Origin of the sequence: Buchnera aphidicola (Chaitophorus populicola) (assembly GCF_964058995.1) — a bacterium.
Taxonomy (GTDB): domain Bacteria; phylum Pseudomonadota; class Gammaproteobacteria; order Enterobacterales; family Enterobacteriaceae; genus Buchnera_J; species Buchnera_J aphidicola_BO.
Map to the genome: position 1 here is coordinate 42171 of NZ_OZ060382.1, position 26268 is coordinate 68438.

Consider the following 26268-nt stretch of genomic DNA (forward strand, 5'->3'; position numbering starts at 1 on the left):
TAATAAATTATGAGACGAAAAATTATGAACTTATTAAATAAAAAATTTATTAAAAATAAAACTAAAAATTATTTATCTATTCTACATAAAATTAATCTTTCTTTTGAATTTTTTCCTCCTTCTCAAATTGATTTAAATCAATTTTTTTGGAGTTCTATTAAGAAACTAATTTCTTTAAATCCATCTTTTATGTCTGTTACATATGGCGCTAATAATGGGAATAAAGATAATACATATAGTTTTATCAAAAAATTACAAAGTTTTACTAAAATAGATTCTGTACCTCATATGACCTGTGTTCATGAAAATAAAATTCAGTTAGAAAAACTTGCTTTAAAATATTGGAACTCAGGTGTTAAACATATTTTAGCTCTTCGCGGTGATTATCCTAAAAAAAATATTAAAACGCAAATGTATGCTAAAGATTTAGTAATTTTATTAAAAAATATTGCTAATTTTAAAATATCTGTTGCTGCTTATCCAGAAATTCATCCAGAAGCAAAAAGTTTACAAAGTGATTTAATGTATTTAAAAGATAAAATTGATTCTGGGGCTCATCAAGCTATTACACAATTTTTTTTTGATATAGATAATTTTTTAAGATTTAGAGATCGATGTTTAGGTATTGGAATTAAAGAAAAAATTATACCTGGAATATGTCCAATTAAAGATTTTGATCAAGTTTATAAATTTTGTTTACTTTCAAATATATATGTTCCAAATTGGATTAAAGATTTATATTTAAAATCAAATCAAACTTTAGCAGAGAAAAATAAAATAGGCTTTCAGTTAGCAATTAATATGATACAATCTTTATACAAAGAAGGAATAAAAGATTTTCATATATATACTTTAAATAAATCAGATTTTATATATTCTATTTGTCGTCATTTGTAATTTTTAATATAAAATAATTTTATTAAAAATATAAATTGTATTTAATTTTAATAATATAGTGTGATTTTTTAAAAATCATTTAAAATTTTTTTAATAATATTGATAAATAAATTTTAAAAAACTAATTTAATATAAGATTTTTGGAGATAACTTTGAATAAAAAAACGGTTGTTTTAGCATATTCGGGGGGTTTAGATACTTCAGCAATTATTCCTTGGATTAAAGAAAATTATAGTTTAAATATCTTTGCATTAGTAGTAGATATAGGTCAATCTAAAAATGATTTAAACGGTATTAAAGAAAAAGCTATACAATCAGGAGCGGTAGGATGTGAAGTTTTTGATTTAAAAGAAATTTTTGTTAAAGATTATATTTATCCTTTATTAAAAATAGGTTCTTTATATGAAGGTTCATATTTGTTAGGAACAGCAATTGCGCGACCAATTATCGCATTAGCTCAAGTAGAATTAGCAAAAAAAATTGGTGCGATTGCTGTAGCTCACGGAGCTACAGGTAAAGGTAATGATCAAGTTAGATTTGAAATGGCTTATTCTTCTTTATCTCCTAAATTAAAAATAATTTCTCCATGGAGAGAATGGAATTTTACATCTCGTGAAGAATTATTAGAATATTTACGTAAAAAAAATATTCCTACTACTGCTACTTTAAAAAAAATTTATAGTAAAGATGAAAATATTTTTCATATTTCTACAGAGGGTGGACGATTAGAAAATTTATGGAATAAATCAGAAAAAGATTGCTGGTCATGGACAAATAGTCCAGAAGAGGCTCCAAATAAACCGGAATATATTTCATTATATATAAAAAATGGTTGCGTTATATCTATAAACGGTAAAAATAAAAAACCAGTTCAATGTTTAAAAAAATTAAATAAAATTGGATCTATTCATGGAATTGGACGTATAGATATAGTAGAAAATAGATTAATTGGATTAAAATCTAGAGGTTGTTATGAAACTCCTGGTGGAACAATTATGTATCAGGCAATTAGAGCAATTGAACAATTAGTTTTAGATAAAGAATCTATGAAATGGAGAGAACAGTTAGCATTAGAAATGTCTCATATTATTTATGATGGTCGCTGGTTTACACCTTTAAGAAAGTCAATACAATCGGCTGCGAATAATTTATCTAAATTAGTAACTGGAGAAGTAGTTTTAAAATTATATAAAGGAATGGTATCTGCAGTACAAAAAAAATCTCCTAATTCATTATACTCAAAATCTTATTCTACTTTTGGAAAAGATTCAGTATATAAACAATCTGATGCATCTGGATTTATTAATCTTTTTTCTTTATCTTCTAAAATTCGTGCTATAAAAAAAAAATAATGTTTATATAATTTCTCTTTTAAAATTTTTTATGGAAAATTTAATATGGCTCTTTGGGGTGGTAGGTTTTTAAAAAAATCTGATAATTTTTTTAAAAATTTTAATAATTCTTTAAAAATAGACTATATTTTAATTAAACAGGATATTCAATCTTCTATAGCATGGTCTAAAATTCTTTTAGAAAGTAATATTATTAAAGAATATGAACAAAAACAGTTAGAAACAACATTAAATTTTATTTTTCAGGAAATTGAAAAAAATCCTAAAAAAATTTTATTAAGTGATTCCGAAGATATACATTCATGGGTTGAAAAAAAGTTAATTTATATTTTAGGAGATATTGGAAAAAAATTACATACTGGTAGAAGTCGAAATGATCAAGTAACAACAGATTTAAGATTATGGGTTAAAGAAAAAATTAATTATTTAAAAAAAAATCTCATAAGGTTACAAGAATCATTGGTATTTTTATCTGAAAAAAATATTGAATCTATTTTTCCTGGATATACTCATTTACAGCAAGCGCAACCAATTATTTTTTCACATTGGTGTTTAGCTTATTTTGAAATGATTCAAAGAGATTTTTCTAGATTAAATGATTGCTTTAAACGAGTAAATGTTAGTCCTTTAGGATCTGGTGCTTTATCTGGAACAGGCTGGAAAATTAATAGAAAAAAATTAGCTCATTTAATGGGATTTGCTAAAGTCAGTAATAATAGTTTAGATAGTGTTTCTGATAGAGATTATGTAGTAGAATTATTATCTATTGCTTCTATAGGAATGATGCATTTATCTAGATTTTCAGAAGATTTAATATTTTTTAATTCAGGAGAATGTAACTTTATAGAGTTATCAGATCAAGTGACTTCAGGATCTTCTTTAATGCCACAAAAAAAAAATCCAGACGCATTAGAATTAATTAGAGGAAAAACTGGTCACGTATATGGTTCTTTATTAAATATTCTTGTATTACTAAAAGGATTACCATTAGCATATAATAAAGACATGCAAGAAGATAAAAAAAATTTATTTGACGCTTTAGAAACATGGGAATCTTGTTTAAATATGTCTAAAATAGTATTATCAGGATTAAAAATAAATATTAACAAATGTAAAAAATCTGCTGAAAAAGGATATACAAATTCTACAGATTTAGCAGATTATTTAGTACGTCAAGGCATGAGTTTTAGAGATTCGCATCATCTTTCTGGTAAAATAGTTTTATATGCTCTTTCTCAAAATAAATCTTTATCTGAATTAAGTTTACCTGAGTTTAAAAAATTTTCAGAATTATTTAATGATAATGTTTATAAAGAAATTGATTTAAAAAATTGTTTAGATAAAAAAATATCTCGTGGTGGAACATCAAAGATACAAATATTAAAAGCAATATTTAGATCTAAAAAACAAATTTTAAAAAATATTTCTACATAAAATGTTATATATGATTTTTTTAATAAAATTTAAAAAAATATTTTATTTAATAATAAATTAAAATTTGTTTTAAATAATTTATATAAATTATTAAATCTTTTGATATAAATTTAGATAAAATATATTTTATTTAGAATAATTTTAATAGGATTTCAAATGAAAAATTTTTTATATTTTATACATAGTCATTTATTTCTTTTTTCTGCGTGGTTAATATTATTATTTTCAATAATTTCTTTTATTACTCAAAAATTATTTTCAAGAGCTAAATTAATTGATATTAATCACGTTATGTTATTTATCAATGACAAATCTTCAATTATTATTGATGTTCGTTCAAAAAAAGATTTTTTGAAAGGTTTTATTCCAAATTCTATTAATATTCCTTTAAAAAAAATTTATTCTTATAACTTAGATAAGTTAAATTCTTTTAAAACTAAAAATATTATTTTTGTTGCTGATGATAATATTTTTTTACAAGATTGTATAGACATTTTTTATAAAAATAATTTTAAAAAATTATTTATTTTAAAGCATGGATTAAAAAAATGGAATGTAAAAAAATTACCATTAATATGTAGAAAATAATTTTATTTAAAATATTTTTGTAAGATTAATTATTATATATAAATAAAAATACTAATAACTTATTAGAGATGATTTATGTTAGAAGAAAAAAAACAAACAGAAAAAAAAATAAAAAAGTTTCAAATTCAAAAAATTTATACTAAAGATATTTCTTTTGAATCTCCTTATACACCTCAAATTTTTAAAGAAAAATGGGATCCAAAAATTTCTTGTGATTTAAACACTACATGTGATAAATTAAACGATGATTTATTTGAAGTAATTTTACGTGTTACTGTTAAAGTAAATATTCAACGTAAATTAGTATTTTTATGTGAAGTTAATCAAGCTGGTATCTTTTATATTAAAGGAATCAAGAAAATAGAATTGCCTCATTGTTTAAATGTATACTGTCCGAGTATTCTTTTTCCTTATATTAGAGAAAATGTTTCTAATTTAACATCTAAGGGTGGTTTTCCTCAACTAAATTTAGAACCTATTAATTTTGATTTAGCATTTAATCAAACAATATCTAAAAAAAATTTTAAAAATTAATTTAATATAAACTATTTATATTTTCGGAAAAAATATTTTTAAATTTTAATTATTTTGTTAACAATAATCATATTTAATTATTGTTAACGATATATTAGAAAATTTTAATTAATTAATAAATACTGTATTTTAATTATCTAGAAAACTTTTTAATATTTCAGATCTACTTGGATGTCTTAATTTTCTTAAAGCTTTTGCTTCAATTTGTCGAATTCTCTCTCTTGTAACATCAAATTGTTTACCTACTTCTTCTAGTGTATGATCTGTATTCATATCAATTCCAAATCTCATACGTAATACTTTTGCTTCTCTAGGAGTTAAACTAGATAGAATGTTATGAGTAGCGTTTTTTAAACTTTTAGATGTAGCAGATTCTAGAGGTAATTCTAATGTAGTATCTTCAATAAAATCTCCTAGATGAGAATCTTCATCGTCTCCTATAGGTGTTTCCATAGAAATTGGTTCTTTAGCAATTTTTAAAACTTTTCTAATTTTATCTTCTGAAATTAGCATTTTTTCAGAGAGTTCTTCTGGTGTAGGTTCACGACCTATTTCTTGTAAAATTTGTCTAGAAATTCTATTTAGTTTATTAATAGTTTCGATCATATGTACAGGTATTCTAATTGTTCGAGCTTGATCAGCTATTGATCTAGTAATTGCTTGTCTAATCCACCATGTTGCATAAGTCGAAAATTTATACCCTCTACGGTATTCAAATTTATCTACTGCTTTCATTAAACCGATATTCCCTTCTTGTATTAAATCTAAAAATTGAAGACCGCGATTTGTGTATTTTTTTGCAATAGAAATGACTAATCTTAAATTTGCTTCAACCATTTCTTTTTTAGCATATTTAGATTTTTTTTCTCCAAGAATAATTTTTTTATGAATTTTTTTAATTTGACTAATTTTTAATTGTACTTTTTTTTCTATTTTGATTAATTTATTTATTCTATATTGAATAATTTTTTCTAATTTATGAATTTTTTTTGACCATTTTACATTCATTTTTTTTATTATAAATAACCATTTTTTATTTGTTTCATTACCTAAAAATAGCTTTATAAAAATTTTTTTTGGAACATGACATTTATCTATGAATAATTTCATAAGAATATTTTCATGTATACGAATACGTTGAATAATATAACGCATACTTTTTTTAAGATAATTAAATTGTTTTGGAGCCAATTTAAATTGTTTAAAAATTATAGATAATTTTTTTATTTCTCGAATAGAATCTTTATGATTACGAGTTTTTTTTTTAATGATTTTTTTTGTTAGAATATATTGATTTTTTAATTCAGAAAATTTGTTTTTCATCAATTTTTTATCTATAAAATCTTCTTCTGTATTTTTTTTATTTTCTTTTCGAAAATTTTCATGTACATCATGTATTTCTAAATGAAAGTTATTATTTTTAATATTTGTATATTTATATTCAATGTTTTGATCTAAAAATCCTGTTATTACATCAGAGATTTTTATTTTTCCTGATTTAATTTGACTATATTTTTTTAAAAGATATTGAATAGATTTTGGATATTCTGATACTGAAGCTTGAATTTGTTTAATTCCATCTTCTATTTTTTTTGCTATTTTAATTTCACCTTCACGTGTTAATAATTCTACTGTACCCATTTCTCTCATGTACATTCGTATCGGATCTGTTGTTCGCACTAGTTCTGTTTCAACATTAGATAGTACTTGTGTTGCAGCTTCTACAACTTCTTCATCTGTATTATTAGAGTTATTTAATATTAAATCATCTGAATCAGGCACTTTTTCTACTACTTGAATTCCCATATCATTAATAATTTGAATGATATCTTGAATTTGTTCTGAATCAATCATATCTTCTGGTAAATGATCGTTAATCTCAGCAAAAGTTAAAAATCCTTGCTCTTTACCATAAGTAATAAGAGCTTTCAGCTGTGATTTTTGGTTTTTATCCATAAGATAATATCCGCTTTATAAATTTTAATTAAGGAGATTCTTTTATTATATTAAATATAAATGATATTATTAGAAATAATAAATTTTTTAGTTAATAATTTTTAGAATAAATTTTTTTGTTTTTTAATTATTTTTTTGTTAATTAACCAAAATTCTTTTTTTTCTTTATTATTTAAGCCTTTTTTTTGTTCTTTTAATAATAATTTTTTTAATTTTTTTTTTAATGATTTTACATATAAAAAATTGATAAGTTCTAAAAATGTTTTTTTAATTTTTTTTTTTTCTATCATATTATTCCATATAGACAAGTATTTTAAAATTAAATATATTTTTTTTTCTCTATATTGTTCTAATAATAGTCCAGTATTTATATTAGGATTTAAAGAACATTTTTTAATAATATTTAAAAAAATCTTAATACCTTTATACTTTATTTTAGATATTTTTTTATTTGAAATTAATATATATAATTTTGGATTTTGAATAATTAAACTAATTAAAACTCTCATTAAACTATATTTTTTCTGTATATGAATATGTTTATTTTTTTTTTTTAAAATTACTTTAAAGTAATTTATATCTAATATTCCAAATTTTTTACTTAATAATTTATATAAAAAAAATTTATAAGTATGACTATGAATTTTTTTAATTAAAGATACCGCTTGATAAATAAAATCTTTTTGACCTTCTATTGTATTCAGATCATGTTTTTTTATAAGATTTTGAAATAAATATTCTGACATATATATAGAATTTTTTATTTTTTTTTTAAAGGCTTGTTTTCCTTTTTTTTTTATAAAAGAATCCGGATCTTCATTTTTTTCAAGTAAAATAAATTTAATATTTCGATCGTTATATAAATATGGTAAAGCATTTATTAATGTATTCCAAGATGCATTTCTTCCTGCTTTATCTCCATCATAACAAAATATAATTGTTTTAGTTATATTAAATAAAATTTTAAAGTGCTCTTTTGTACATGCTGTACCTAAAATAGAAATTACATTTTTAATTTTAAATTGAGTAAGTAAAATAACATCAAAATATCCTTCTACAACAATGACATGTTTAATATTCTTTTTTTTATTTTGAATTTCATATAATCCATAAATTATTTTTTTTTTATGAAATATTTCTGTTTCTTGAGAATTTATATATTTAGGTAATTTATTTTCTGTTAAAGAGCGTCCTCCAAATCCATGAGTTCTGCCATATCTATCGCGTATAGGTAATATAATTCTTTGATCAAATTTATCATATATATTCCCTAAATAATTTATATTAATTATTCCAGTTTTTTGTAAATCATTTTTTGTATAATTTTTTAATTGAGTTTGAAGAATTTTATTTAGTGTATATGTATTAGAATATCCTATTAAAAATAAATTTATAATTTTTTTTTTAATTTGTCTATTTTTTATATATTCAAAAGCATTTTTTGAGTTTTTATTAAAAAGATTTTTATGATATATATAAGATATGTTGTTCATTAATTCATATAAATTTTTTCTATAAAAATATTTTTTTTCAATAATAGAATTATTTTTTTTAAATGGAATATTAATATTATTTAGAATTGATAATTCTTCTATACATTCTATAAAATTTAACCCATCATAATTCATTAAAAAGTCAATTACGTTACCATGTACATGACATCCAAAACAATGAAAAAATTGTTTTTCATAGCTTACAATAAAAGAAGGAGTTTTTTCTTCATGAAATGGACACTTTGTTTGATAATTTTTTCCTTTTTTTTGTAAATTAATTCTAGATTGTATTAAATCTACAATATTAGTTTTTAATAATAATTCGTTAATAAATGGTTTTGGAATTGTTCGAATCATATGCCTCATTAAAATAAAATCTTTTTTTTTGAGATATGTATTTAACCGTTCGCATTTTTTATATGAACGGTTTAAATAATACTTTAATAAAATTTTTTTAATACATTTTTTTTCTTTTTAAATTTTCTCTACATAACTTTTTAGTTAATCTTTTGATAGCAGAAGCTTTAGCACGTTTTCTTCTAGTAGTAGGTTTTTCATAACATTCTCTTCTACGAATTTCTGCTAAAATTCCTGCTTTTTCACAAGATCTTTTAAAGCGTCTTAAAGCAACATCAAACGGCTCATGCTCACGAACTTTTATTATTGGCATATTTTTTTCTTATTTTAATTATAAAGATACCTTCGATATAGAATAGTTTATCAAATTTATAATTTTAAATCAGTTATTTAAATAAAATATTATATAAGGAATATAAAAAATGAGAATTTTAGGTATTGAGACTTCTTGTGATGATACAGGAATAGCTGTTTATGATGATAAATATGGTTTAATAATAAATCAAGTATTAAGTCAATCTAATATTCATAATAAATACGGTGGAATTGTTCCAGAAATAGCTTCTAGAGAGCACATGTTAAATATTTTCAATTTATGTAAAAGTATATTTAAGAAAAGAAATAATAATATAGATAATATTGATGCTATAGCATATACTGCTGGACCAGGATTGTCAGGTTCTTTATTAGTAGGTGCAACCTTTAGTAATTCTTTAGCTTATTCTTTAAATATACCAACTATTATAATAAATCATCTAGAAGCACATTTATTATCTGTTATGATGGAAGATAAGTGTCCTATTTTTCCTTTTTTAACTTTATTAGTTTCTGGAAAACATACAGAAATAATTTATGCGCATGCTTTAGGAAAATATAGTTTATTGGGAAAATCTATAGATGATGCAGCTGGTGAAGCTTTTGATAAAGTATCTAAAAATTTAAAATTAAGATATCCAGGTGGTCCAGAAATTTCTAAAATATCTAAATTTGGAACTTTAAATAAATATGTTTTTCCGAAACCTATGTTAAAAAAAAATAATTTAAATTTTAGTTTTTCAGGATTAAAAACTTCTGTAATTAATTTTATTAATAAAAAAAAAAATTTAAATTTTCAATTTAAAGCTGACGTAGCTAAAGCATTTGAACAATCTATAACAGATGTTTTAGTAAAGAAATGTGAAAAAGCTATTCAAAAAACAAATATTAATCGTTTAGTTATTTCTGGAGGAGTAAGCGCTAATACAGAATTAAGAAAAAAATTAAAAATAATGGTACAACGATATAAAGGAAATCTGTTTTTTTCTAGACTGGAATTATGTACTGATAATGCAGCAATGATAGCTTATACTGGAATGTTAAAATTTAAATTAAATCAAATAGATAGAAATTATGGTATCAAAGTTTATCCTAAATGGAAAATTTATAATTAAGAATTAAAATTTTTTTCATTAGATAAGTATTTTATAATATCTTGAATAGAAATTATAGTTATTTGATATAATTCTGCAAATTTAATACTATCTTTTATACGAAACATAGATCCATTTTTTTTAGTTAGTTCACAAATTACACTGTATTTTCCAAATCCAGCGAGATTTACTATTTCTAAAGATGATTCTGTATGTCCTGCTCTATATTTTATACCTTTAACATGGGCTCTTAATGGAAAAATATGTCCTGGTTTATTTAAATGATGCGGTTTAGCATTTTTTGCAATTGCTGTTTGAATAGTTTTTAATCTGTCTTTAGCAGATACACCTGTAGTAATTCCTTTAGCGGATTCTATACTTATGGTAAAACCTGTTTTATATGCATTAGTATTATTTTTAACCATCATAGGAAGTTCTAATTTTTTTCTTTTTTGATCTGTTATACATAAGCATACTATTCCACTACAATTTCTAATCATAAAAGCCATTTGCTTGACTGTCATTGTTTTAGCTGAAAATACTAAATCACTTTCATTTTCTCTATCTTGATCATCTATAATAATGATTCCTTTTTTATTTTTTAAATCAGAAATTGCATTTTTAATACGATTTTTAGAATTACCAAATTTAGATAATAAATACATACGATGGACCTTATGAAAAAAAAATAAATTTATAAAATTATTTATATAATCTATTTTTTAAGATAAAAATTTAGCATATTTTTTATGATTAGACTATTATATTTTTAAATCTATAATTTTATATTATTATTTAAATTAATAAAATTCTTTATGATTGTATAAATATAATTTTATTATTTTTTAAAATATAGGGTGATTAATGAAAATTTATTTAGTAGGAGGAGCTGTTAGAGATTATTTGTTAAAATTACCTATTAAAGATAGAGATTGGGTGGTAGTAGGATCTACACCACAAGATTTACTTAAAAAAAAATTTAAACAGGTAGGAAAAGATTTTCCAGTTTTTTTACATCCAAAAACTTTTGAAGAATATGCATTAGCTAGAACTGAAAAAAAATTCGGTGTAGGTTATACTGGTTTTAAAACTAATTATTCTAAAAAAGTTACTTTACATGAAGATTTAATTAGAAGAGATCTAACAATTAATGCTATTGCTCAAGATCAATATGGAAACTTTATTGATCCTGTACATGGAATTCAAGATATTAAATTAAGAATATTAAGGCATATTTCAGAATCTTTTATAGAAGATCCATTAAGAGTATTAAGAGTAGCAAGGTTTTCTGCTCAATTAGCACATTTAGGTTTTTATATAGCAAAAGAAACTATGAAAGTAATGAATTTTATAGTTCAAAGTGGAGAATTATCTTTTTTAACTTCTCATAGAGTGTGGAATGAAACAAGAAAAGCGTTATTAACATATTCTCCTCATGTGTATTTTCTAATTTTAAAAAAATGCAATGCATTATCTATTTTATTTCCAGAAATTGATTATTTATATAAAATTAAAAAAAATTATTTTTTTTATAAAAATAAAAATTTAGGAGAACATTTTTTATTCTCTTTATCTAATTTTTCAAAAAAATATCGTTCTATAAAAATGAGATTTGCTTTTTTATGTCAGTTTTTTATTTATTATAAAAATTTTTATATTCAAAATTATTTAAATAAAGATAGTTTTTATCATTCTCATTTAATAAAGAAAATGTTTATTAGATTAGATATTCCAAGTTCAATTCGTAAATTATCATATATTGTGGCAAAAAATTATTTTTTTTTACATAATATCTTTTGTATTACTTCCAAAGATATAGTAAATTTATTTAATCGTATGGACATTTGGAGAAATCCATCTCAAATTCTTAAAATTTCTGTTTTAAGTGAATATTGTTTATTTTTTTCTAAATGCAAATATCATTGTAAAAAAAAAAATATTAGTAATTTTTTTAAAATAATTTTTTTAATTATTAATGTCATTTCTATAAAATTTATTTTACAAGAAGGATTTAAAGGATATTTAATTAAAAAAGAATTAATACGATTAAGAATTTTTATTTTAGATATTTATAGATTGAAAGTTTTTATATTAAAATAAAATTTATTTTTTTAAATATATTTTCTTAATATTTTTAAATAAAATTGTATAAATATAATTTTAAATTTTTAAAAATTTACTAAAACGGCGTTCAACCGCCGTTTTAAAAAAATTTTTTCTATTTTTTATGTACATACATAATTACACTTTTTCCAGCAATAGTTGTACCTTCTTTTTTTTCTATAATTTTGAATTTTTCTATATTAGATATAATTACAGGAGTAATTAAAGATTTTGCAGTTTTTTTAAGTAATTCTAAGTCTACTTTTAAAATTACATCTCCTACTTTAACTTGTTGTCCTTCTTTTGCATAAGATTTAAAACCGTTTCCTTGAAGTTTGACTGTATCAATACCAAAATGTACAAAAATTTGAATGCCATTCATAGATTCAATAGAAAATGCATGTAATGTTTTAAAAATTGTACCTAATTTTCCATTTATAGGAGAAACAATATATTTACTTGTAGGTTTTATTGCTAAACCATCTCCTACTATTTTTTTAGAAAATACTACATCTGGAACTTTTTCAATAGGTATGATTTTTCCAGAAATAGGAGCAATAATTTTCGTTCTTTTATCTATATGAGAATCTTTTTTTTTAAAAAAATTTGAGATAAAGTTCATTAGATTCTCCTATTTTATTTATAGTAAATTTTCTTTTTTATTAAAATTTTTTATAAGATTTTGAATATTTTTTATTTTTTTTTCTTTTAAAACTTTTTTTGCAAATTTTTTTGATTTTTTAAAATTTATTTTTCTAATAATATTTTTTATATTGGGAATAGAAATTGAACTCATACTAAGTTCATCAATGCCCATACCTACTAATAATGCAATAATTTCTGGATTACTTGCTAATTCTCCACATATTCCTGTCCATTTTCCAGATTTATGTGATGCAGAAATAACTTTTTTAATAAGATATAATATAGAAGGACTAATAGGTTGATATAGTTTAGAAATGATTTCATTACCACGGTCTACAGCTAATGTGTATTGTGTTAAATCATTTGTTCCGATGCTAAAAAAATCTACTTCTTGAATTAAATATTTAGAAATGATAGCAGATGAAGGAGTTTCTATCATAATACCTATTTTTATTTTTTTATTAAAAGGAATGTTTTTTTTTTTTAATTCATATTTAATATTTTTAATTTCTTTTTTTAAAAAATAAATTTCTTCCATTGAAATAATCATTGGAAACATTATTTTAAGTGCACCAAAAACAGAAGCTCTTAATATTGCTCTAATTTGATCATGTAAAATTTTTATATTATCAATAGATACTCTAATAGCTCTCCATCCTAGAAATGGATTATCTTCTTTAGGAAAATTCATATAAGATAAATTTTTATCTCCTCCTATATCCATAGTCCTAATAATAATACTTTTTCCATTCATTTTTTCAGCTATAGATTTATAAGCTTGAAATTGTTCTTCTTCTGAAGGTAAATTATTTCTTCCCATAAATAAAAATTCTGTACGATACAAACCAATAGATTCTGCACCATATTTTTTTGCATTAATAGAATCTTTATAGTTTCCTATATTTGATCCTATTTCTATTTTTTTTCCATCTTGAGTAATCGCAGGAAGATTTTTTAATAATTTTAATTTTTTTTGTATATTAAAATATTTTTTTTTTTCTTTTTTAAAGTATTCTATTTTTTTTTCTGAAGGATTAATGATAATTTTATTATTAATACTATCTAAAATTAAAAAATCTCCATTTTGAACTTTTTTTGTAATGTCTTTAGTGCCAACAATTGCAGGTATTTCTAAAGATCTTGCCATAATTGAAGTATGAGATGTAATACCTCCTAAATCTGTAATAAACCCTATAATTTTTTCTAAATTCATTTGTGTTGTTTGAGATGGAGTTAAATCTCTAGTAATTAAAATTACTTTTTTTTTTATATTACTTAAATCAATTACTGGAATATTTAAAATATTTTTTAATAATCTATCACCTATATCTCGTATATCTATAGCGCGATTTTTTAGGTATTCATCTTTTAAATCTTCTAAAGTATGGATTTGTTCTTGAATAATTTTTTCTATAGCAAAATCTGCTGAAATTTTTTTTTTTTTAATTAAAGAAATAATTTCTGTTTCTAACTCTTCATCTTCAAGTAATAATATATGTCCTTGAAATATAGAAGCTTTTTTTTTTCCAAATTTTTTTTTTGCTTGGTTTTTTATTTCATGAATTTGTTGAGCTGATTTTTTTCTAGCTTGAAAGAATTTTTTAATTTCTATTTGAACATTTTTTTCAGATATGTTTTCTTTATTAATTTTAATTTTTTTTTCTTTAAAAAGAAGTACTGTTCCAAAAACAATGCCTGGTGATGCTGAAATTCCTGAAATCATGACATTACCGTTGAATATAATAAATAATAAAAGTGAGAAATAAAATTTTTTTAAATAAAATTTAATTTAGAATTATAAATAAAAAATTTATTTTATAGAAAAATTTTTATTTTATATAAGTTTTTTTATAAAATTAGATAATTTATTAATAGCTTTTTTTTCATCTTCTCCTTCAGCGGATAAAATTATAGTACTACCTTTTGTAATTCCTAAAGTTTGTAATTTAAATAAACTTTTAGCACTAGCTTCTTTACCATTTAAAATCACTGTAATTTTTGAAATATATTTTTTTGCTTGTTCAACTAATTGTGCTGCAGGTCTTGTATGTAATCCATTAGGAGAATTAATATGTATTTTTTTTTGAAGCATGATGAATTTATCCTTAATTACAAAGTTTATATAAATTTATATAATAAATTTTTTCTTGAATTTTATAATATTTATATATTTTATTTGATTTTATTGTGAAAATAAATCACTTTATATTAACATTAATATTGAAATTCTGATAAAAAAATAAAGAATATATTTTTAAAATGTTTTGATTTTAACAGCTTAAAATAATATAAAAATATTATTTTTTAATAATAAATGTAAATAAATTTTTAAATAAAATTTTAAGGTATTAATTACAAAAAATATTTTAAAAAATTCTATAGTAAAATTAAATAAACTTTATATAATATTAAATATTTTTTTATAAAAAATGATATATAATGAATATAATAATTAGCAATTTTTCGGTTTTATATGAGTAAAATAATTAAAAAAATAAAAAATTTACAAAATAAAATAATTTATCATAATTATTTATATTTTTATTTAGATAAACCTATTATTTCTGATAGTAAATATGATTATTTATTTAATAAGTTAAAATACCTTGAAAAAAAAGTTAATAAAAAAAAAATTATTAATTCTCCTACTCATTTAATTGGTTCATCTATTTTTAAAAAATCTAAATTTAGAAAACATTTAACTCCAATGTTATCTTTAGAAAATATTTTTGATAAAAAAAATTTTATAAATTTTTATAAAAAAATGTTACTTTTATCAAATACAAAAAGTATCAAATTTTGTTGTGAATTAAAGTTTGATGGTGTTGCTGTAAATTTAATTTATATAAATGGAATTTTAAAACAAGCATCAACTCGTGGAGATGGAAAAAAAGGAGAAGATGTTACTAAAAATATATTTTTCATTAAATCTATTCCATTAATTTTAAATGGGTTAAATTTTCCTCAAATAATGGAAATTAGAGGTGAAATTTTTATTTCAAAAAAAGATTTTATTTCTTTAAATAAAAAAAATTTTATTTTGAATAATAGTAAGTTTTCTAGTGCTCGTAATTTAGCATCTGGGTTATTACGTAGAAAAAATTTAGATAGTTCATTAAAAAAAAAATTATTATTTGTTTGTCATGGATTTGAATTATTTAATTATTTTAAAAAAATTGATAGTTATTATTTAAATTTACTAGAAATAAAAAATTGGGGTTTTAATATTAGTGATCAAATATTGTTATGTAAATCTAAAAATGAAATTCTAAGTTTTTTTCAAAAAACTAATAAATTAAGATCTACATTAAAATTTGATATAGATGGAGTTGTAATTAAGATAGATTCATTACGATTAAGACATAGAATTGGTTTAATTTCTCGTGCTCCACGTTGGGCTATAGCTTATAAATTTCCAAATGAAGTTAAAAAAACTAAACTTATACAAGTAAAATTTAAAGTTGGACGTACCGGTGTAATTACGCCTGTAGGTTATTTTGAACCTGTTTATATTCATGGAGTAAAAATTACAAAAGCATCAATTTATAATAATAAAGAATTAAAAAAATTAAATTTATATCTTGGAGATACAATTTTTATATGTCGTGCAGGAGATGTTATACCTAAAATTATAAGCAAAGAAAATTCTTTTATAGAAAACTTAAAAAATAAAGTAATATTTCCAAATAAATGTCCTTCGTGTTCATTTATTTTAAAAACATGTACTCAACAAAACAATTTTTATTGCACTAATAGTTTTTTTTGCATACCACAAATACAAAAACGTATTATACATTTTTTTTCTAAAGATTCTTTTAAAATAAAAGGATTAAGTCCTCATATAATTAATCAATTAATAAAAAAAAATAATTTTCGTAATCCAATAGATTTTTTTAAATTAGATTTTCAAACTTTATTTAAATTAACAAATGTAGGAAAAAAAACTGCAAATAATATTTTAAATGCTTTAAATAAATTTAATTCTATTAATTTAGATAAATTTATTTATTCTTTGGGGATTAAAGGTATTGGTAGGAGTGTTGCATATAATCTAGCAAATTATTGCGGATCTTTAACAAATTTTTTAAAAATACCTCAAGAAGATGCTTTAAAAATTCCAGGTGTCGGGAAATTAATTTACAATAATTTATCAAATTTTTTATCTAATAATAATAATTTGAATATTATTGATCAATTAATTAATAAATTTTATATTCGCGTTTTATTTAAAAAAGACAAACGTTTATTTTTTAAAAAATCAATTTTTTATAAAAAAAACATTTTAATTACAGGTCAATTAAAAAATTTTTCTAGAACAGAAATTATATATAAATTAGAAAATTTAGGTGGAATAGTAAAAAATTATATTTCAAAAAAAATTGATTTAGTAATTTTAGGAAAAAATCCTGGAAAAAAATTTATATATGCAGTAAATTTTAAAAAGAAGATTATTTCTGAAGATGAATTAATAAAAATATTTTCTAAAATATAATTTTTTATTTGGGTCGTGCAGGATTTGAACCTGCGACCAATTGATTAAAAGTCAACTGCTCTACCAACTGAGCTAACGACCCTATATAGATAAATATATAATTTGGGTAATGACGGATTTGAACCGCCGACTTCCTCCGTGTAAGAGAGGCGCTCTACCAACTGAGCTAATCACCCTTTTTTATAAATAAAATAATTTATAAAATTTAATTAATATTTATTAATAAAATTTATGTCTTAATTATTTTTAAATTTTAAAAATTTTTATTTCATTATATAATATTTTTATTAAAAAATACAATAATATTTATTAATAAGAGCAATTATGATTATAAAAACACGTTTTGCACCTAGCCCAACTGGAAATTTACATTTTGGAAATATTAGAACAGCTTTATATTCTTGGTTATATGCTAAAAAAAATAATGGAATTTTTGTGTTAAGAATAGAAGATACAGATCAAAATAGATCAAAATCTATTTTTTCTAAAAATATTTTTGATACACTAAAATGGTTAAATTTAAATTGGAATGAAGGTCCTTTTTTTCAAAGTAAAAAAATAAAATATTATCAAGAAATTATTTCATATATGTTAAAAAAAGGATTTGCATATAAATGTTATTGTAATAATGATGTATTGTTAACTATGAAGAAAAAAAAAATTTCTAAAAAAGAAAAACCAAGATATGATGGTAGATGTAGAAATTTAGATAAAAATTTTCATAGTTTAAATAAATATGTAATTAGATTTAAAAATCCGATGAATGGAATTGTATCATTTAATGATATGATTCGCGGAAATATTAAAATTAACAATTCTGAGTTAGATGATTTAATTATTCAAAGAGCAAATGGTATACCAACATATAATTTTTGTGTAGTAATTGATGATATTGATTCAAATATTACGCATGTTATTCGTGGTGAAGACCATATTAATAATACTCCTCGTCAAATAAATATTCTTAAAGTATTACAAGCTAAAATACCATCTTATGCTCATTTATCTATGGTCATGAATAGTAATAAAAAAAATTTTTCTAAAAGAGATAATTCAACTAAAATCTTAACTTATAAAAAATTAGGCTATTTACCAGAAGCAATTTTAAATTATATTGTTCGATTAGGATGGTCACATGGTAATCAAGAGATTTTTAGTATAAAAGAAATGATTCAATTTTTTAACTTTAAATCAATTACAAAATCTTCTAGTATTTTTGATTTAAATAAATTACTCTGGATTAATAAACATTATATGAATATCTCTAATCAAAAATATATTAAAGAAATAATTTTTTATTATTTTAAAAAAAATAATTTAGATTATAAATTTGGACCTAATTTAGATAAAATTATAGAAAATTTTTTACCACATAGTTATACTATTCAAGATTTATTTAATTCAATTGTAGATTTTTATATTCAAGATAATAATATTATGTATCCAGATTGTATAAATAGTTATTTAAACTTTGATACATTAAATATTTTAGAAACTATATATAAAAAAATTTTAATATTAAAAGATTGGAATTTAAATGTAATTTTAAATATAATAAAAAATGTATCATTATGTTTAAATGTTTCATTAAAAAATATTATTATTCCAATACGTTTAGCTTTAATTGGAAAAATTCATTCTATAGGAATTAATAAAATTATTTATTTTTTAGGAAAAAAAAAATCTTTATTAAGACTAAACAAATTTATTGAGCATATAAAAATGTTATTATTTTTATAGATTTGTAAATATTTAAATAAAATTTTTTTTAAAATATATATATTTAAATATAAATAAAAATTTTAATTTTTTTTAAATTCTAAAATTTTAAATTTTTATAATTTTATAATATATTTTTAAAACATTTTATAACAATATAATTTATATATAAAAATTTCTTAATAAAAATATATTTATTTTATTTTAGCCTGATATGCATTTATTAAAATTTTTATTATTTAAAATATAAAAAATTTTGTATACTTTTTGTAATTTTATTTTATTATATTATATAAATACATTAGAAAATTATATTGATTTTTCATATAATTTTAAAAATATAGTAAGATATATGAATTAGGTTATTTAAAATTATGAATTTTTATTTAAAAGATAATAAACATACAAACAAAAAATCATGTATTATGAATATTTTTTTTTACTTATTAAAAAATGGAAATAAATTTTTCTTAATCTTTTTTTTTGTAATTACGATATTTTTTTCTTTATTTTTTTGGATGCAACCGATTAATTACAAGATCATTAATAAATATTTATTTTTAAAAGATAATAAAATAACGACTGAAAAATTAAATAATTTAAATATTTCAGATAGATATACAAGAATTTCTAAATTTTTATTTCATTCAAAAGATAAAATAAATATTTTTAATATACGTTCTGAAAATTTAAAATTAAAAAATAGTTTAATAAGCTCAAAATTATTTAATTCAGATAATTTTAGAATAAATAATTTATTTGATCAAAAAAAAAATTATCAACAGTTAATAGAGAAAAAATTATCACAAAACATAGAAAAATTAAAATTTTTAAACAATGCTAACTCGCATATTATTTTTTCTACTTTAGATGCATCTAATGAATCTTTTGTATCATTTCTTATAAGAATTAATACATTTAAAAATTTTATTTCAGAAGATTTATCAGATGCAATTATTTCTGTAATTTCTTCGAGTATTCCAAATTTATCTAAAAAAAATATTGCTATTATTAGTCAATTTGGAAAAAAATTTAATTCAAATAAAAATTTTTTATATACTCAAACAAATTATCAAGATATTAATCTTAATCGTTTTATTATAAATAAATATAAAAATCAAGTTAAAAAAAATTTATTATCAAAAGTTATAAAACAAATTAATTATTTTAGATTAATTTATATAAATGATTTTAATAAATTATATAAAAGGAAATTTGCTTATTTTCAAGATTTGAATTTTTTTAAAAAAATATATATATTAAAAAATAACTTTTTTTTAATTAATACAATTACAGAGAGTAAAAAAAATTATGGTCTTATTATTTTTAGTAATTCTTGTAAGAAATATGGTGATGTAGAAAAAAGATTTGATTATATAAATTTGTTTCAAAAAAAAAAATTTAATTTTAAATTAAATAAAAAAAAATTATTTAGTTCAATTATTTTAAGAAAAAGTAATCTTGAAAATTCTAATAATAAATTTAATCACTTAAAATTAAATTCTTTATTAGATATTGGAGAGATTACAAATTTATCTATCATTAAATTGATAAATTACAAAAAATTTCATAAAGATAAATATCTTCCTATCATAGATCATAGAATTTTTAACATCAAAAATTTAATGAGAGAAGTTGCGGGATTTTCTGTATTTCGAAATGATTCTATTGAAATGTTAAACTGTAATTTTTCAGAACCAGAAACACCTATTATTCAATATATACCGATTAAAAAAAATGAATCTTTTGATAGAACATTACATTTAGTTCCGTGGTTTATATTATTTTTTTTTATAGTTTTATTAATCACTTCTTTTTATTCTTTTAAGAAATTAACAAAAAAAATTGAAGATAGTAATATAAGTATTATATATAATATAAAAAATTCTTTTGAAAATTCAAAAAAATATAAATATTTCTAACGATAAAAAAGAAAAAAATAATAAATAATATTTTTAAATTCAAGATATAAACATATTATTTTAAATATAAAATTAAAAAATATAATTTAATTGTATTTGATATAATATTTTTAATATAATTATTAATGTAATAAAATTACTTTAAATTTTTAATATACAGATATAATATTTAAGATAAATAAAAAATATATTATTTAAATAAATAATTTTATTAAAAAATAATTTAATCTCATAATTTTTTAAAATAAATTTAAAGTATATATTTTCATAATTTAAATAAAATATTTATAGCATATGTCAATATAAAAATTTTTAAATTTTTATTAAGAAATTATTTAAATTTATTTAAAATTTAAAATATATAATATTATATGAATATAAATTAGTTTAAAAATAAAATTTTTAACAAAAATTTTGATAGATATTTAAAAATATTTTCTTACATAATATTTATAGTTTTTAAAAATATAAATTTAAGATAGTATATGTAATATATTACAAAATTTTAATTTAATAACAACATTATTAATACATAAAACATTATAAAATATGAAAACATTATTGCAATCCATAAATTATTATTTTTCTTTAAACAGTATTAACAGTTGTGTATATTTATATTATTCTATAATTATTCTTATGCTAATATTTATTATAAATAGATATATTTATTTTTCTGGCTATAGAAATAATCCTTATATAAAAATTAAATCTAGTATTTCTATTAGTCCAAATCAAAAAATTTTTATTGTGGATTTAAAAAAAGTTCGATTAGTAATAGGAGTAACTTCAGATAAAATGATTGTGTTACATCGTTATGATAATACAAAATTTAATTTAAATGAAGAAGTTATAAAAAAAAAAAATTAGATACAATGAAAAGAATTTATAAAACTATTTTTTTAAATTGATATTGTGAAAAATTTGGAATAATATTATGACATATTTGTATTTTTTTATAATAATGTTTTTATTTTTTTCACCGAATGCATACGCATATAGTATTTTTTCTTTAGAAAATTTTTTATCTAATACTTATCATTCTGTGAATTCATCTTTATCTGCTCAAACAGTATTTTTTATTACTTTATTAATTCTTTGTCCATTTGTCGTATTAATGATGACTTGTTTTACAAGAATTATTATTATTTTAGGATTTGTAAAAAATGCTATAGGTTTATCGTATTATCTTTCTAATCAATTCTTGATTGGTTTATCTTTATTTTTAACTTTTTTTGTTATGCAACCAGCGTTTAATAAAATTTATTTACACGCTTATATTCCATTTGTAGATAATAAAATTAATATTCAGACAGCTATAGATAGAGGTATAGATCCTTTAAAAGAATTTATGTGTCATGAAACAAAAAAATCAGATTTATTAGAATTTGCAAAATTAACGCATATAAAATTTAAGAAAGATGATAATATTACAAATAATGTACCAATTAGAATTCTTGTACCTGTTTTTATGATCAATGAATTAAAAACTGCATTTAAAATAGGATTAATAATTTTTATTCCTTTTTTAATTATTGATTTATTAGTGTCAAGTATTTTGATGTTTTTAGGAATTACCATGATTACTCCTGCTATCATTTCTACACCTTTAAAATTAATAATTTTTGTATTATTTAATGGATGGATGATTTTAATTAGTTCTTTAGCAGGTAGTTTGTATTTTTAAAAAATAAAAAATTTTTATAAATAAAATTATAAAGAGAGACTAAATGTATATATAATAGAATATAAATAAATAATTCAAAATCTTTTATCTTACTAAAATTTTATTAATAATTAAAATATTCTATATTATTAAATATATTATTAATAAAATTAATAACAAATATTTTTTTAAAAATAAACAAAAATTATAGTAATTTTTATTTATCTAACATTGTTAAAATAATTTTATATTTTTTGTAATTATATATTTTAATATTGATGTTTTTAAATAATTTTTTTAGGATATATTTATATTTTTATAAAAATATTATTTACAATATATTTTTAAATTGATTTTTTTATATTCAAGTTATGATATTTTAAATTTTATTTTAAATAATATAAATTTTTTATATTTTCAATAAAATTTTATTTATATTATATTTATTTGTATTATATATAAAGTATTATGACAATATTATATATATATTCTCGCAATATTTAATTTTTTATATGATAAATTTTTTTATAAATTTATTTTTATTTTTTTATAAACTATAAGATAGTAATTATTTATTAAATAAATAACTATTATTGATTTAAAAAAAATTATTAATATTATATTTTTTATTATGAATTTATATAGAATTTTTAAATATTAAACAATATTTAATGATTTAATTCGATTAGATATTAATAATAATTTTTTTTAATTTTTTATATATTTATTAATGCTATTATAGATATATGAGTTTAAGATATAGTTATGAAAATTTTTTATTATATTTTTTATTTAAATATATATATTTTTTTGAAAAATATTTTCTACTTATATGTTCATATAATTTAAATTTATATATGTAATTTATTTTTTATAATATTTTTAAATTTGTGTCAATTAATTAAAAATTAATTTATATGATAAAATTTTTTATTTTGTAACGTATTTTTTATTATTTTTAAAATGTACATATAAGTTTTTTTAAATAAGTATTTTATGTATTATTATAAAAATTTATATTAATGTTTATAATGTATATTTTTTAAAATTTAATATAAAATTTATTTAAAATAGTATAAAAATATATAGTATTTTTATACTAATTTTATTTTTTTAAAAAATATGTAAAATTTGCATTTATTATCTTAATTTAAATTCTGTATATACAGCTCTTTTACGTGCAATTGGATCATATTTTATTAGTTTTAATTTTTCTACAGTGTTTCTTTTGTTTTTTGTAGTTGTATAGAAATGTCCTGTTCTTAAAGAAGAAATTAATTTAATTTTAATTCGAGAGCTTTTAGCCATATTTATACCTTTTTTTATTTAATTTTTTTTAAAAAATATTCTATACTTTTTTTATTAATTAGCCTAATTGCTTGCGTAGAAACTTTGAGTTTTATAAATTTTTTTTGAGCCTGAACCCAAAATCTATGTTTTTTTAAGTTAATATTAAATTTTCTTTTAGTTGTATTTAATGCATGTGATCGTTTATGACCAAAAATAACTTTTTTTTTAGTAATTTGGCAAATTTTAGACATTTTGAAATATTTACCTATTGTAAAATAATATAAGTTGAATATATTATAATTTTTAATTATTTAAAATATTTAAAAAATAATATATTAATAAATTTTTTTATATTTTATATGTTTTTTATATCTTTTTATAGAATTTATAATTTCTTTTTGCGTATCTTGTTTATCTTTCCATTCTAATATTTTTGTCCATTTATTTTTTTCTAATTTTTTATAATATTTAAAGAAATGTTCTATTTTATTTAATATAGATTTAGATATATCATGAATATTTTTTACTTTATTGTATTTACTACATATTTTTTTTATTGGAACACATAAGATTTTATAATCTTGTCCAGATTCATCTTCCATGTTCAACATACCTATAGGTTTACATGCAATAATTGAATAAGGAATTAATGGATATGGTGTAATTACTAAAGCATCTAAAGGATCTCCATCTAATGATAATGTTTTATTAATATAACCATAATTACAAGGATAAAACATTGAGGTAGGAATAATTCTATCTACCATTAACAATTGGTTTTTTTTATTAATTTCATATTTTATTGGTGTAGAAAAAGCTGATATTTCAATAATTACATATATTTCTTTTGGTATTTTATTTCCAGATTTAATTTTTTTTAGATTCATTTTTATTTTTGTATAATAAATAATTATTAAGAGTTTTTATATCATATGTTATGTATATTATTATAGCAATATTTAGAATTTTAATAAAAATATACTTTTCATATAAAATATTTAAATATATAAATATTTTTTAAATAAATAATAAGTAGAGGTAAAAATGTATACAATAAAAGATATTTTAAATGAAGAAAAGTGTTTAAAGAAAATAATTTTAAAATCTTTACTTATAGTAAAAGATAAAGTAGATGAAGCGTTTATATATATTAAAAAAGATTATGATACGAATACAGTTATAAGAAATGGAAGTACAGAATACATAGAATTTCATGATGATGTTTTATTTTCTGTTACAGTTTATTCTAATCATTGTAAAGGATCTTCTTCATCTACAGATTTAAATATAGAATCTATTAAAAATACTATTTTAACTGCAATTGAGATTTCTAAATATACATCTCAAGATATTTTATCTAAACTTCCTGATATAAATTTAAACAAATATAAAGTATTAGATTTAGATCTATTTCATCCATCTAATATAAGTTTGAAAGAAAGTATAAAAATGTCATATTTAACAGAAAAATACGCTTTAAATTTTGATAAAAGAATAATTAATTCAGAAGGTGGGTATTTTTCTAGTGGGAATTCAATTATTGCTTTTGGAAACACAAAAGGTTTACTTCAAACGTATAAATTTAGTCAACATTCTTTATCTGTTTCTGTTGTAGCTCAAGATAATATATTAAATGAAAAAGAAACAGGTGATGATTATTCTATTTCAAGAAAAATAAATGATTTAGAATCACCTAAATCTATAGGTATAAAATGTGCTAAAAAAGCTTTAATTCGATTAAATTCAAAAAAAATTGTTACACAGCGTTCTTCTATTATTTTAGTTTCTGATGTAGCTGCAAGTTTATTTAATCATTTTGCAAAATCTATTTTTGGATATCAAGTATATACAAAATCTACTTTTTTATTAAATAGTTTAAATAAATTAATTTTTCCAGAATGGTTAAGTATTTTTGAAAATCCTCATATTAAAAAAGGTATTGCTTCTTTTCCATTTGATGATGAAGGTATTTTAACTATTCCACGTTTTATTGTAAAAAATGGATTTTTAAAAACATGGTTATTAGATTCTTATTCTGCTAGAAAATTAAATTTAAAAAATACAGGACATTGTGGAGGAATTTATAATTGGATATTTTTACAGAAAAATAATATTTCTTTTAAAAATTTATTAAAAAAAATGAATACAGGATTAGTAATAACAGATTTAATGGGAAATGGAGTAAATATTGTTAATGGAGATTACTCTAGAGGTGCATCAGGATATTTTATAGAAAATGGAATATTTAAATATGCTGTAAAAGAAATTACTATTTCAGGAAATTTATGTAATATGTATAGAAAAATTATCGCTATGAGTAATGATTATGACATAAGAAGAAATATACAATGTGGATCAATTTTAATTTCTAAAATGATTATTTCTGGACGATAGAAAATAATATAAATTTA

At 19.5% G+C, this 26268-nt stretch carries 23 protein-coding genes and 2 tRNA genes; 13 read left to right on the top strand and 12 right to left on the bottom strand.

Translation table 11 applies throughout. The annotated features are described in order from the left end of the window. Nucleotides 1-24 precede the first annotated feature (24 nt). From AB4W57_RS00210 to secB, 5 genes are all read left to right on the top strand, one after another. A complete protein-coding gene (locus AB4W57_RS00210) occupies nucleotides 25-897 on the top strand; it encodes a methylenetetrahydrofolate reductase (RefSeq protein WP_367677561.1) in 873 nt (290 codons plus the stop codon). Between the two features lie 146 nt (nucleotides 898-1043). Continuing rightward, on the top strand, nucleotides 1044-2249 hold the full coding sequence (locus AB4W57_RS00215; RefSeq protein WP_367677733.1) for an argininosuccinate synthase: 1206 nt from the start codon (nucleotides 1044-1046) through the stop codon (nucleotides 2247-2249). A 45-nt stretch (nucleotides 2250-2294) separates the two neighbouring features. Continuing rightward, nucleotides 2295-3683, top strand: coding sequence for an argininosuccinate lyase (gene argH / locus AB4W57_RS00220; RefSeq protein WP_367677562.1), 1389 nt, complete (start codon nucleotides 2295-2297; stop codon nucleotides 3681-3683). A gap of 156 nt (nucleotides 3684-3839) precedes the next feature. Next, nucleotides 3840-4271, top strand: coding sequence for a rhodanese-like domain-containing protein (locus AB4W57_RS00225; RefSeq protein ID WP_367677563.1), 432 nt, complete (start codon nucleotides 3840-3842; stop codon nucleotides 4269-4271). A gap of 75 nt (nucleotides 4272-4346) precedes the next feature. Continuing rightward, nucleotides 4347-4805 (top strand): protein-export chaperone SecB, encoded by a 459-nt coding sequence (gene secB, locus AB4W57_RS00230; RefSeq protein WP_367677564.1) that lies wholly within the window; start codon nucleotides 4347-4349, stop codon nucleotides 4803-4805. A 129-nt stretch (nucleotides 4806-4934) separates the two neighbouring features. Here secB and rpoD read toward each other — a convergent pair whose 3' ends face one another. The 3 genes from rpoD to rpsU all read right to left on the bottom strand — a co-directional run bounded on the left by rpoD (nucleotide 4935) and on the right by rpsU (nucleotide 8924). Further along, the gene (gene rpoD / locus AB4W57_RS00235) at nucleotides 4935-6761 is read right to left on the bottom strand and encodes an RNA polymerase sigma factor RpoD (protein ID WP_367677565.1); all 1827 of its coding nucleotides are present in this window, start codon (nucleotides 6759-6761) and stop codon (nucleotides 4935-4937) included. Between the two features lie 101 nt (nucleotides 6762-6862). Next, on the bottom strand, nucleotides 6863-8611 hold the full coding sequence (gene dnaG / locus AB4W57_RS00240; RefSeq protein WP_367677566.1) for a DNA primase: 1749 nt from the start codon (nucleotides 8609-8611) through the stop codon (nucleotides 6863-6865). A 97-nt stretch (nucleotides 8612-8708) separates the two neighbouring features. Further along, nucleotides 8709-8924, bottom strand: a complete 216-nt coding sequence (gene rpsU / locus AB4W57_RS00245; RefSeq protein WP_367674093.1) for a 30S ribosomal protein S21 — start codon at nucleotides 8922-8924, stop codon at nucleotides 8709-8711. Between the two features lie 109 nt (nucleotides 8925-9033). Between rpsU and tsaD the strand changes: the two genes are divergently transcribed. Beyond that, nucleotides 9034-10041 carry a tRNA (adenosine(37)-N6)-threonylcarbamoyltransferase complex transferase subunit TsaD gene (gene tsaD / locus AB4W57_RS00250; RefSeq protein WP_367677567.1) on the top strand — a complete coding sequence of 336 codons (1008 nt, stop codon included), beginning with the start codon at nucleotides 9034-9036 and terminating at the stop codon, nucleotides 10039-10041. Here tsaD and ribB read toward each other — a convergent pair. Beyond that, the gene (ribB, locus tag AB4W57_RS00255; RefSeq protein WP_367677568.1) at nucleotides 10038-10685 is read right to left on the bottom strand and encodes a 3,4-dihydroxy-2-butanone-4-phosphate synthase; all 648 of its coding nucleotides are present in this window, start codon (nucleotides 10683-10685) and stop codon (nucleotides 10038-10040) included. The two genes, tsaD and ribB, sit on opposite strands and share 4 nt — an antisense overlap. A gap of 199 nt (nucleotides 10686-10884) precedes the next feature. Here ribB and AB4W57_RS00260 point away from each other — a divergent pair, with 199 nt between their 5' ends. Beyond that, complete coding sequence (locus tag AB4W57_RS00260; RefSeq protein WP_367677569.1) at nucleotides 10885-12120, top strand: tRNA CCA-pyrophosphorylase; 1236 nt, start codon at nucleotides 10885-10887, stop codon at nucleotides 12118-12120. A gap of 118 nt (nucleotides 12121-12238) precedes the next feature. On the opposite strand, the gene crr is transcribed toward AB4W57_RS00260, so the two are convergent. The 3 genes from crr to AB4W57_RS00275 form a co-directional block, all read right to left on the bottom strand. Then, a complete protein-coding gene (gene crr, locus AB4W57_RS00265; RefSeq protein WP_367677570.1) occupies nucleotides 12239-12745 on the bottom strand; it encodes a PTS glucose transporter subunit IIA in 507 nt (168 codons plus the stop codon). Nucleotides 12746-12763: 18 nt separating this feature from the next. Continuing rightward, nucleotides 12764-14491, bottom strand: coding sequence for a phosphoenolpyruvate-protein phosphotransferase PtsI (ptsI, locus tag AB4W57_RS00270; protein ID WP_367677571.1), 1728 nt, complete (start codon nucleotides 14489-14491; stop codon nucleotides 12764-12766). 111 nt (nucleotides 14492-14602) lie between these two features. Continuing rightward, nucleotides 14603-14860 (bottom strand): HPr family phosphocarrier protein, encoded by a 258-nt coding sequence (locus AB4W57_RS00275; RefSeq protein WP_367677572.1) that lies wholly within the window; start codon nucleotides 14858-14860, stop codon nucleotides 14603-14605. A gap of 381 nt (nucleotides 14861-15241) precedes the next feature. On the opposite strand from AB4W57_RS00275, the gene ligA reads away from it, so the two are divergent. Beyond that, a complete protein-coding gene (gene ligA, locus AB4W57_RS00280; RefSeq protein ID WP_367677573.1) occupies nucleotides 15242-17260 on the top strand; it encodes an NAD-dependent DNA ligase LigA in 2019 nt (672 codons plus the stop codon). A 9-nt stretch (nucleotides 17261-17269) separates the two neighbouring features. Here the strand turns inward: ligA and AB4W57_RS00285 are convergent. Beyond that, nucleotides 17270-17342: transfer RNA gene (locus AB4W57_RS00285), tRNA-Lys, on the bottom strand. Nucleotides 17343-17363: 21 nt separating this feature from the next. Continuing rightward, a tRNA-Val gene (locus tag AB4W57_RS00290) sits at nucleotides 17364-17436 on the bottom strand. A 148-nt stretch (nucleotides 17437-17584) separates the two neighbouring features. On the opposite strand from AB4W57_RS00290, the gene gltX reads away from it, so the two are divergent. The 4 genes from gltX (at nucleotide 17585) to fliP (ending at nucleotide 22588) form a co-directional block, all read left to right on the top strand. Next, nucleotides 17585-19000: a glutamate--tRNA ligase gene (gene gltX, locus AB4W57_RS00295; RefSeq protein ID WP_367677574.1), complete on the top strand. Its 1416-nt coding sequence runs from the start codon at nucleotides 17585-17587 to the stop codon at nucleotides 18998-19000. A gap of 353 nt (nucleotides 19001-19353) precedes the next feature. Further along, nucleotides 19354-20901, top strand: a complete 1548-nt coding sequence (locus AB4W57_RS00300; RefSeq protein ID WP_367677575.1) for a hypothetical protein — start codon at nucleotides 19354-19356, stop codon at nucleotides 20899-20901. 549 nt (nucleotides 20902-21450) lie between these two features. Further along, nucleotides 21451-21771 (top strand): flagellar biosynthetic protein FliO, encoded by a 321-nt coding sequence (locus AB4W57_RS00305; RefSeq protein WP_367677576.1) that lies wholly within the window; start codon nucleotides 21451-21453, stop codon nucleotides 21769-21771. Between the two features lie 67 nt (nucleotides 21772-21838). Next, the gene (gene fliP / locus AB4W57_RS00310) at nucleotides 21839-22588 is read left to right on the top strand and encodes a flagellar type III secretion system pore protein FliP (RefSeq protein ID WP_367677577.1); all 750 of its coding nucleotides are present in this window, start codon (nucleotides 21839-21841) and stop codon (nucleotides 22586-22588) included. A gap of 1119 nt (nucleotides 22589-23707) precedes the next feature. On the opposite strand, the gene rpmG is transcribed toward fliP, so the two are convergent. The 3 genes from rpmG to ppa all read right to left on the bottom strand — a co-directional run bounded on the left by rpmG (nucleotide 23708) and on the right by ppa (nucleotide 24744). Continuing rightward, complete coding sequence (gene rpmG, locus AB4W57_RS00315) at nucleotides 23708-23875, bottom strand: 50S ribosomal protein L33 (RefSeq protein ID WP_367677578.1); 168 nt, start codon at nucleotides 23873-23875, stop codon at nucleotides 23708-23710. Between the two features lie 14 nt (nucleotides 23876-23889). Beyond that, nucleotides 23890-24108 carry a 50S ribosomal protein L28 gene (gene rpmB, locus AB4W57_RS00320; protein WP_367677579.1) on the bottom strand — a complete coding sequence of 73 codons (219 nt, stop codon included), beginning with the start codon at nucleotides 24106-24108 and terminating at the stop codon, nucleotides 23890-23892. Between the two features lie 84 nt (nucleotides 24109-24192). After that, on the bottom strand, nucleotides 24193-24744 hold the full coding sequence (gene ppa, locus AB4W57_RS00325; RefSeq protein WP_367677580.1) for an inorganic diphosphatase: 552 nt from the start codon (nucleotides 24742-24744) through the stop codon (nucleotides 24193-24195). A 157-nt stretch (nucleotides 24745-24901) separates the two neighbouring features. Here ppa and pmbA point away from each other — a divergent pair, with 157 nt between their 5' ends. Then, a complete protein-coding gene (gene pmbA, locus AB4W57_RS00330) occupies nucleotides 24902-26251 on the top strand; it encodes a metalloprotease PmbA (protein ID WP_367677581.1) in 1350 nt (449 codons plus the stop codon). The last annotated feature ends 17 nt before the right edge of the window (nucleotides 26252-26268 follow it).